8 protein-coding genes and 2 pseudogenes are annotated in these 8228 nt (G+C 33.7%); 5 read left to right on the top strand and 5 right to left on the bottom strand.

Translation table 11 applies throughout. The annotated features are described in order from the left end of the window. Window positions 1-102 precede the first annotated feature (102 nt). Together SB775_RS27090 and SB775_RS27085 are read right to left on the bottom strand one after the other, a co-directional pair. The gene (locus SB775_RS27090) at window positions 103-645 is read right to left on the bottom strand and encodes a hypothetical protein (protein ID WP_410864228.1); all 543 of its coding nucleotides are present in this window, start codon (window positions 643-645) and stop codon (window positions 103-105) included. A 217-nt stretch (window positions 646-862) separates the two neighbouring features. After that, window positions 863-1102, bottom strand: a complete 240-nt coding sequence (locus tag SB775_RS27085) for a hypothetical protein (RefSeq protein WP_410864226.1) — start codon at window positions 1100-1102, stop codon at window positions 863-865. A 412-nt stretch (window positions 1103-1514) separates the two neighbouring features. Between SB775_RS27085 and SB775_RS27080 the strand changes: the two genes are divergently transcribed. Beyond that, window positions 1515-1973 carry a hypothetical protein gene (locus tag SB775_RS27080; protein WP_410864224.1) on the top strand — a complete coding sequence of 153 codons (459 nt, stop codon included), beginning with the start codon at window positions 1515-1517 and terminating at the stop codon, window positions 1971-1973. Window positions 1974-2035: 62 nt separating this feature from the next. Further along, entirely contained in the window at window positions 2036-2971 is a 936-nt protein-coding gene (locus SB775_RS27075; protein WP_410864222.1) for a hypothetical protein, read from the top strand. Window positions 2972-3346: 375 nt separating this feature from the next. Here SB775_RS27075 and SB775_RS27070 read toward each other — a convergent pair whose 3' ends face one another. The 3 genes and pseudogenes from SB775_RS27070 to SB775_RS27060 form a co-directional block, all read right to left on the bottom strand. Continuing rightward, window positions 3347-3886, bottom strand: coding sequence for a hypothetical protein (locus tag SB775_RS27070; RefSeq protein ID WP_410864221.1), 540 nt, complete (start codon window positions 3884-3886; stop codon window positions 3347-3349). Between the two features lie 201 nt (window positions 3887-4087). Then, window positions 4088-4381 (bottom strand): annotated as a pseudogene (locus SB775_RS27065) (helix-turn-helix domain-containing protein); the annotation flags it as partial. Between the two features lie 446 nt (window positions 4382-4827). Next, window positions 4828-5139 carry a tyrosine-type recombinase/integrase gene (locus SB775_RS27060; RefSeq protein WP_410864229.1) on the bottom strand — a complete coding sequence of 104 codons (312 nt, stop codon included), beginning with the start codon at window positions 5137-5139 and terminating at the stop codon, window positions 4828-4830. Window positions 5140-5605: 466 nt separating this feature from the next. Here SB775_RS27060 and SB775_RS27055 point away from each other — a divergent pair, with 466 nt between their 5' ends. The 3 genes and pseudogenes from SB775_RS27055 (at window position 5606) to SB775_RS27045 (ending at window position 8094) form a co-directional block, all read left to right on the top strand. After that, window positions 5606-6010 (top strand): hypothetical protein, encoded by a 405-nt coding sequence (locus tag SB775_RS27055; protein ID WP_410864220.1) that lies wholly within the window; start codon window positions 5606-5608, stop codon window positions 6008-6010. Between the two features lie 782 nt (window positions 6011-6792). After that, window positions 6793-7631, top strand: a pseudogene (locus SB775_RS27050) (tyrosine-type recombinase/integrase). Between the two features lie 103 nt (window positions 7632-7734). Next, a complete protein-coding gene (locus SB775_RS27045) occupies window positions 7735-8094 on the top strand; it encodes a hypothetical protein (protein WP_410864218.1) in 360 nt (119 codons plus the stop codon). The last annotated feature ends 134 nt before the right edge of the window (window positions 8095-8228 follow it).

Raw genomic sequence — 8228 nt, 5'->3', positions numbered from 1 at the left:
AGTACCGAATGAGAATCGTCTTTTTTTAATTTGATTTACCGTACTAGTTAGAAAAACGTGAGTTTTTCAGCAGCCTCCTCAATGAGAGGGGCTTTTACACAATTATAAGCGGTTTAAGTTTAATAGCTTACAAATATCCTTAATTTGTTTTAGCTCGTGTTTATATTTAGGCAACATTAAATCGTTAGTTAATATTTCAAAGAAATACTTAGCTTCAAATATAATTTTTGCAAAAAAACTATTTTTGTTGACTTTTATTTCTTTATTATCTACTGATAATACTACTAAATTTGAATCTACATCTTTTAAATGTATCTCAATTGGTTGGTCCGGGTAAAAACAAGATCCTTCTCCATAAGTAGAATAGTCTTCAATTACATTTAATAAATATGACCATATTGTTGTTAAGTCATCCCAATAGTTGTGACCCACTATTGTTTGATTATTAAAAGATAGGATTACTCCGCCATCTATTACAAGAACACCCTCTTGTATATAATCAGAAGGATTATCTTTAATAATTTTAACAAAAGGCTGCGGAGTTAAAGATAGATTAATAGTATAATCATCAGGATATTTAATTAGATCAGCTAGATCAGTAACTTTTTTTGTTAAAATAAAGCTATTAATTTGCAAGGAGTTCATTTCTATCTCACCTATTCTTATTTGGGATATAGTTGTTTAATATGTCCTTTGGTAATACCCAATACATATTTTACTCCATCTACGGTTCCAGTAACTTGAAATGTAGAGGTTGTTCCCTTTTTTGATAAAGTAGTTTTGTTTTGTTTTGCGATATTTAGTGCGATTTTTTTTACATCGTTAACTGATAAATCAGGATTATAATATGTTTGTTTTGCTTTTACGCATCCCAATATTTAGGGTGGTGTCTAGTTAACATATGTTTCATATCAGTTTTTGTTAGTTTAAAAGTATGACTACCCGTTTTATAAGTTCCTGTTGAGTACTTTGCTAAGGCATTAGTCACCTTTGAAGTAGGAGCCTTTTTGAATACCTTTTTACCATATTTTATTACATACTTGCCGCCTGTTAAAACAAGTCGTGCTACAAGTCCCCAAATCCTGGGTTGTAGATCTGTCACAATAGCGCTATCTAATTCTATTGGAATGTCATCCCAGTTTATTTCATCATTATTGGCCTCTAAATCAAGTGTAACATCATCCCAGTTTATTTCTTCAATTTGGATTGTTGGTATGTCAACACAAAATCAGACAATTTTTTTAAGGTGTTCAAGTTTGTAATCAATCGGACTTACATAACCCAGTGTCCCATAAATGAATATATAATAAATGCAAAAAGATTTTCGGTATATGACTCCTAGAAATATCACCACGATAAAAATCCTAATCTTAATATAGAGTACAGTATTAATCTTTTGGAATAACAAATACTGTAATTTTTTTGTAAAAAAGTTGTAATTTAATAGAAATATATGGTAATATCTTCTTGTGTCAAAATTTGGTTATTTGATATTGAAGGAGATGGAATATTTAATGTTGAAGAAATTATGTGTTGTAGGTACAATTTTTGCAGGTCTAACCATGGGGAATAGCGCTCTGGCAGCTGAAGTAGAAACGGAAACAACTATTACTAACATATCAGTTCTATCTGAAGTTAGCAGTGTAACTCCTGGTATTGCAACAGCTACAGCTGGTAAAAAGATCACATGTTCCTCCAAGATAAATGCAAAGAATCCAATTGTGGGATCTCCAACGGCAACTGCTACTTCAACAGCAAGTGCATCCGAAGACGCTATCAGTGCAAAAGTTAGGGTATATAACAGTAAGGGAGGTTTACAAGGGTCAAAAGAAGATAAACAGTCTTACTCGAAGTATGCTGGTGCAACATATACTAGTAAATCTGGTTCAATGCCATCTAAAGCTTTTGGCAATCATAATTATATTAAGAAAAATTATAAGACTATCAGGCATGAAACTGTGGATAAATTTTAAATAATAGAAGAAGTTAAGGCTGACATTAGTTAGCCTTAACTTCTTTTCTGGGAGCGGGTTATATGAAAAAACAACTTATGGTAATAACGGTAATTTTATTAATTGGGATTTCAGGTTGGTTATTATATGATAATAAATCAGCTGAAAAAACAAATGGAAATACAAAAGGAAATACAAAAGGAGTTCAACCAGGATTTGAGGAAAGTTCTAACACCATATCCTTCGGCCTATTAGATGAGAACGATAAAGTAGTGAATAACGGAAGTATACTAGAACCAAAAGAAAATAAGCTCGAGTATACCTTTTCTCTCTCTAATTTTATCGAAGTGGAAAGGGACTATGCATTAATTGTCCTTGATAACTTTAAACAAATTCCTTTTACAGTCCAAGGAAAGCAGTACAATGTATATCCTTTTAATGCGAAGGCAAATAAAACCGTTGAATTCAAGACAAGTATTTCCGTTAAAAAAGATACAAGTGAAATAGATTATCTTGTTATTAAAAAACCTAATTATTTTACAGAGAAATTAGATATTCCAAAGATGCATTCATTACAAGAAATTCTACCTTTACGCTTTCAGGTTAAGAACAACAGTCAGAAACAAAAAACAGCTACCTTTACTCCTGAAGAAATGTTTAACGAAGGACCAAACGATACCATATTTATAAGTAAACAAAAAGAGGAATTAACGATTCTTCCAACAGAAAGAAGTGGGGAAGATATTTATATATCCGTCGGAAATATTAATGAGGAAAAAGAAAACTACAATATTATTGCTTTAAGTAATTGGAAGCAAGTTCCTTTTGAAAATAATGAATTAGTAGGTAATGTATTAGTTAATCCAGGTGAAAGAAAAGTTTTTAAATTTAAGCTGCCATTTGTAAAAGCTAACTCGAATTTTCAAGTTATTGCTTTACCAAGACCCTATGAAGTTAGCGAAAAAGATTATGAGAGCACAAGAGCAGAGGGGTCAATGCGAGCAGTTATAAAACCCTAAATAGTATAATAATAGGACCGAACAGCTCAATAACCTTAGATATAAAAAAATCAAATTCTCTGACAGTTTTTATCAAGTTGATATATATAGGTGTTTGTGAGTTTGTCTAATTTTTTGATGCTAGGGCTAGTAAATTCAGAGTAATGTTCATACAGGTAGAGAAAAATTTCCTTAGCTTATTTGAAAACCCTTCTCTAAATTGAGAGGGGCTTTTCTAAAGTATAGGCTTAACCTTCTCAACTAACTCCGTGATATCATTATCTCTGCTAAACACCTTTAATAATCTAGAAATTATCATTTAGATTTGACCTTCATCTAATAAAATAGAAAAACCGTCCTCAAATTTGAGAGAACGGAGTTTCTTTGAAATGTTGTTTATTTAATTGGAACAGTAAAAGAAATATCTTTAGTGTCAAAGGACTCTTCTGAATATACATCACCAAACATAAATTTCACTTCTTTTAAAGTATCTACATCAATTTTCTTTCCATCTGGTACTAAAAACTCTAGGACTGCTTCTTTTTTAAAACAGCCTTGGATATCACCCGATATTTCTCCATCAGTTAAAAACATATTGGCATCAAGTTGCATATCTCCAATTACAGCTGACCCTTGATCAGGATAAAAAGATATAGGTTTATCAGTTGTGTTTTCTATATTAATACCAATTTGTATTTTATCTGTAGCAACTTTAAGTTCTCCTAATCCAACTTTCATTCCTAGTTGTTCAGTAGAATGATCACTTACATCTACTTTTTTAGTGCCGCCATTTACAGACTTTTCGTTTTTAGAATTGTTAGAGGATGATCCTGTTGAAGGTTTGTCATCATCGCCACTAAAAGCAATAGCTAAAATAATAATTAAAACAATAAATCCGATAATACCTAAACATCCAAACTTAAAAAACTTTTTCAAAACTTTTCCCCCTAAGGGAATAATAGGTAATACAACCTATTTAAAACGCTACCATTTTTAGATTGGATTTGTAAGTGGTATTTTATGGTTTTCTTGAATAGGACCAAACTACATTTAATAAAATCTGTTGACACATGCCTTAACCCATACTCTAATCTTTACAACTAATCTAGAGAGAAAAAGAAAGTTTGATCTTTATAGCTAAAAGAAATCCATAAATTCTGTATCAAAGTAAAAATCGTTCATAAGCTTATTCACAATCCCATTAAAGTAAGCAAATGGCCCTTTGCGCATATTCACTCCACTCTTAACCTTCATAGCAAATTCCTTGAACGCTTTGGTGCCGATTTCTATTTCCTGTTCCCTGGTGAATGCTCTTTTGTTAGCAGAATAATCTACCACTCTATTACACTGCTTAATTACCTTCCAGAACTCTTGTATAGTTTCAGCTTTTTCGTAGAAAGAACCTACTAGGTTACTAAATTTATTTGGAACACAAACCCTCGAAAGATCACCTAAACAGTAGGTGATCTTTCTCATTTTACTAATCGTCCAAAATGTTTTATCTAATGCGCTACTATTTTGATTGTAACTGTCAAAGTAGGTACTGATTTTCATTATAGATGAAAAAGAATGGATGTATTACTTTCAAAAAATGACCACATTCTGACCACCAAATAAAAATAAAAAGGTGAAATAACCTAAAAGAAATTTGTAAGCAGGTTATAGAAAACCCTGTTAAATAAGCCTTTATGTATCTTTCTAAAAAAAACGAAAGTCAAGCATATGTTCCACACACAAGTTCACCCATGGGAACGCGAACAATATATGTCAATGTATTAATAGTTTCAAAGTCTTGGTATTACTGAGTTTCTCAGTTACCAAGGCTTTTTTTATTTTTATAACATGAAAGGGAACTGGCTGGCTGACCACATTTCAAGCTATTTCATATTCAACTGGGCATAATTCATGTAGTTAGTATATCCATCAACACTTTTTTCTTCGAGTTTCTTTGACACGTGAGCATAGACATCTGCTGTTGTTTGAATGGATTTATGTCCTAAACGTTCCTGCACACCTTTTAAACTGGCTCCAGATTCTAGAAGTAAAACAGCGTGGGCATGTCGTAAACCATGAATGGTTATATGTTTTGTAATTCCTGCTTTTCTACAGATGCGAATAAATGCCCTGTGTAAGGTGGATTTAGAATAGGGGAGGCCATTCCCTCGTTCGAAAACAAGAGTTGTTTTGATACCTTTCTGCCAATTTCAGTTTTATTTCCTTTTGCTTAATGAAATGACGGGTTAAAAGAGCGGCAAGGCTTTCGTCATGATGGATTTAAAGAGCTGATACCTTTTTTTATCTGAAGAGTTTATTATTCGTGGTTGCTCGGTGTATGGCTGAGTGATTTTTCTTTTTGTTCACCTTAAACCAGATATAACTTCACAGAAAGACGGCAAGTATTTGGTGGTAAATTTATATCTTTGAGAATTTAAGAAAGGCCAATATTGGTGATGGGGCGGCATTACTAGGAATGGTAAATTGCAAATACCTTCATTTGTAGTTATAAATTTCATTTTTTTGCGTTTTATCATGATAGGTGGGGTCTCTTTTTTTAGACAACAATAAATAGGCAGCCCAAAATAGTTGTCCATTTAGGACACTAACCCCTCTTTGTACATAGTCTGAAAGGGTAAACAAAAAGGGAGGATTTCTTGAATGTATAACTATAATCACGCTTTTAACCCTTATAATGTGCCTTATTATATAGACGGAGAACGAATACCGGGGCCGGGCGGTGGTCAATGGGACGGACATGGAGGCGGTCATAGTGGCGGCCAATGGGACGGACATGGAGGCGGTCATGGTGGCGGCCAATGGGACGGACATGGAGGCGGACATGGTGGCGGCCAATGGGACGGACATGGTGGCGGCCAATGGGACGGACATGGAGGCGGTCATGGTGGCGGTCAATGGGACGGACATGGAGGCGGTCATGGTGGCGGTCAATGGGACGGACATGGAGGCGGTCATGGTGGCGGACATTGGGAACACGGGCAATGGGTTCCACGCTGTAGGAGAGTATGGGTTCATGGATTTGGTTGGACTTGGATTTGTAGGTGATGAAAAAAGACAGCATATTGCTGTCTCCAGGCTGTCGACAAAGTCGACAGCTGTTTTTTATAAAAAATTTAGCAACAATATATTGTGTCCTTCTTTCATAGTTCACAGCTAAATATGCTAATTAAAAGATAAAAAAACCCCTTTTTCTCCAACAATTCTTTTGGAAAAGGGGTTTGTCTACACTCTGAAGACAGCGTATTGCTGTCTCTTTTTTTCACTTTTTCTTCGTATTGTACATTTTTTAATCTAACTCTAATTACCAGTAAATTTACATTTTTTGAAGTGTTACAATTATTATGAGGTGTTTTGAAATGTTTATATCACCAATGTTATTACACAAATCTAATCATCCTTTTGATGATGATTTATATATAACGGTTATAGGTATAAAATTAGTTGGTCGAAATTAATTAGTGCTTGTGCCTTGCAGGTTATTTTATATTTCGCCCATATCATCGTGGTCAAAATTATTATTTTTCTATCTGCAGACACACATTTCAACGACATATATGTTCGCTATGAAATCCATTTGAGTTATTTCAGACGTTAAGTGAAAATAAAGTTTTTTAATTTACAAAAAAGAATAAAGTTTTTTTAAAACGTCAGTCATGTTATTCCATTAAAGGGTGCGTTAGATGAAGATCGGTGCTGTCTTATGGCAGCTTTTTCTTCTTTAACTAACAGGTGTTATTGTTTAATAAAAAAATCTACTAATCTAGTATAATAGTTCTTCTTTTGTCTATACTGTCTATAAATAGGGTATAGATGGGAGAGAAACAGGTATGATCTTAACTGAAGTATGGAGTTTATATAAGGCAGATAAGCAAATCCAAGGTTATTCTTCACAAACATTAAAGGCCTATAACGTCCAATTTAACTTGTTAGTGAATAGTTTTGGAAATATATCTATTCAAGAACTTTCAACTAATTCTCTAAAAGTTTATCTGGGAAAAGCAGCTGAAAAGCTTAAGCCATCTAGTCTGGGGCACAGAATTCGATTTATTAAATCTTTATTTAGATGGGCTCAGGATGAAAATTTAATTAATGGAAATCCTGCTTCAAAAATAAAGGAACCAAAAGTAGAATTAAAGGTTCCAAAATACTTGTCTGAAGAGGAAATTGAACATTTGCGGGAAGCTTGTCATACAACATTCGAAAATGCTTTATTTGAGTTTATGTACTCAACAGGATGTAGAATTGGTGAAGCAATAACGCTAGATAGGACATCAATCAATTTTTCTAATCAATCAGCAATCGTATTAGGAAAAGGAAATAAAGAACGAGAAGTATATTTTAATACTCGTTGTGAAATATGGTTGAAGCGATATTTAAGTGAGCGAAAAGATCATGAGGAAGCACTCTTTGTGACAACACGCGCCCCCCACCGAGTGAGTATTTCTCAAGCGAGAAACGTTATAAAACTGATAGCAAAGAGAACGGACATTAAAAAGAGATTCATCCTCATCAGCTTAGACATAGTTACGCCACAAAATTATAGAATAATGGAGCGCCTATGGAAGTGATTCAAAATTTAATGGGCCATGAAAAAAGTGAAACCACAAAAATTTATGCATATCTAAGTGGTGCAATGCGAAGAGATTTGTATAGAAAGTATTTTTAAGGGACCAGGGCTTTTTATTTTGTATTTAATAAACTATCGGGGCAGTTTAGTGGAATAAGGGAATTATCATTTAGGAAGAATAGTCCTGAGGTGATAATAGTTCGTGAAAAGAATCTGCATAGTGTTTGTTGGATTACTCTTGGTAGGGTGGAATGGAGTTCCTAAAAATGAATTGCTTGAAGAAACATTATATGCAAGATACTATTCGTATCTTGACCAAAAATATTCAGATTTTATATTGTGTCCAAGAATAGAAATCGAAAGAATAAAAGGTGATACTCGCAGACATATTGTTTATGCAAGTGCGTTAAACTATAGTTCACATCATGGTGACGTTCCTTTTGATAGAATTCATTTCACATTGACTGATACTCCAGAAAAGGGTGTTGAAATCAATAAGGTTAGAATACAAAAAGGGATTTCTGAAAAGGAAAGTCAAAAACAGTGTAGAAATAGGAACTAAAAAATCTTATTCAGCTAACGGGTGCTTAGTTAACGATCAGAGCTGTCTTTAAGGCAGTTTTTTCGTGCGCCCGGCATGGGTGCAATCTATAGGGTGGAAGTCCCGAATCATGAAGGCAGTAGTAGTGGTTAGCT

The sequence above is a fragment of the Peribacillus sp. SIMBA_075 genome (assembly GCF_046534585.1).
This window is presented reverse-complemented; position numbering and strand designations above follow the sequence as displayed.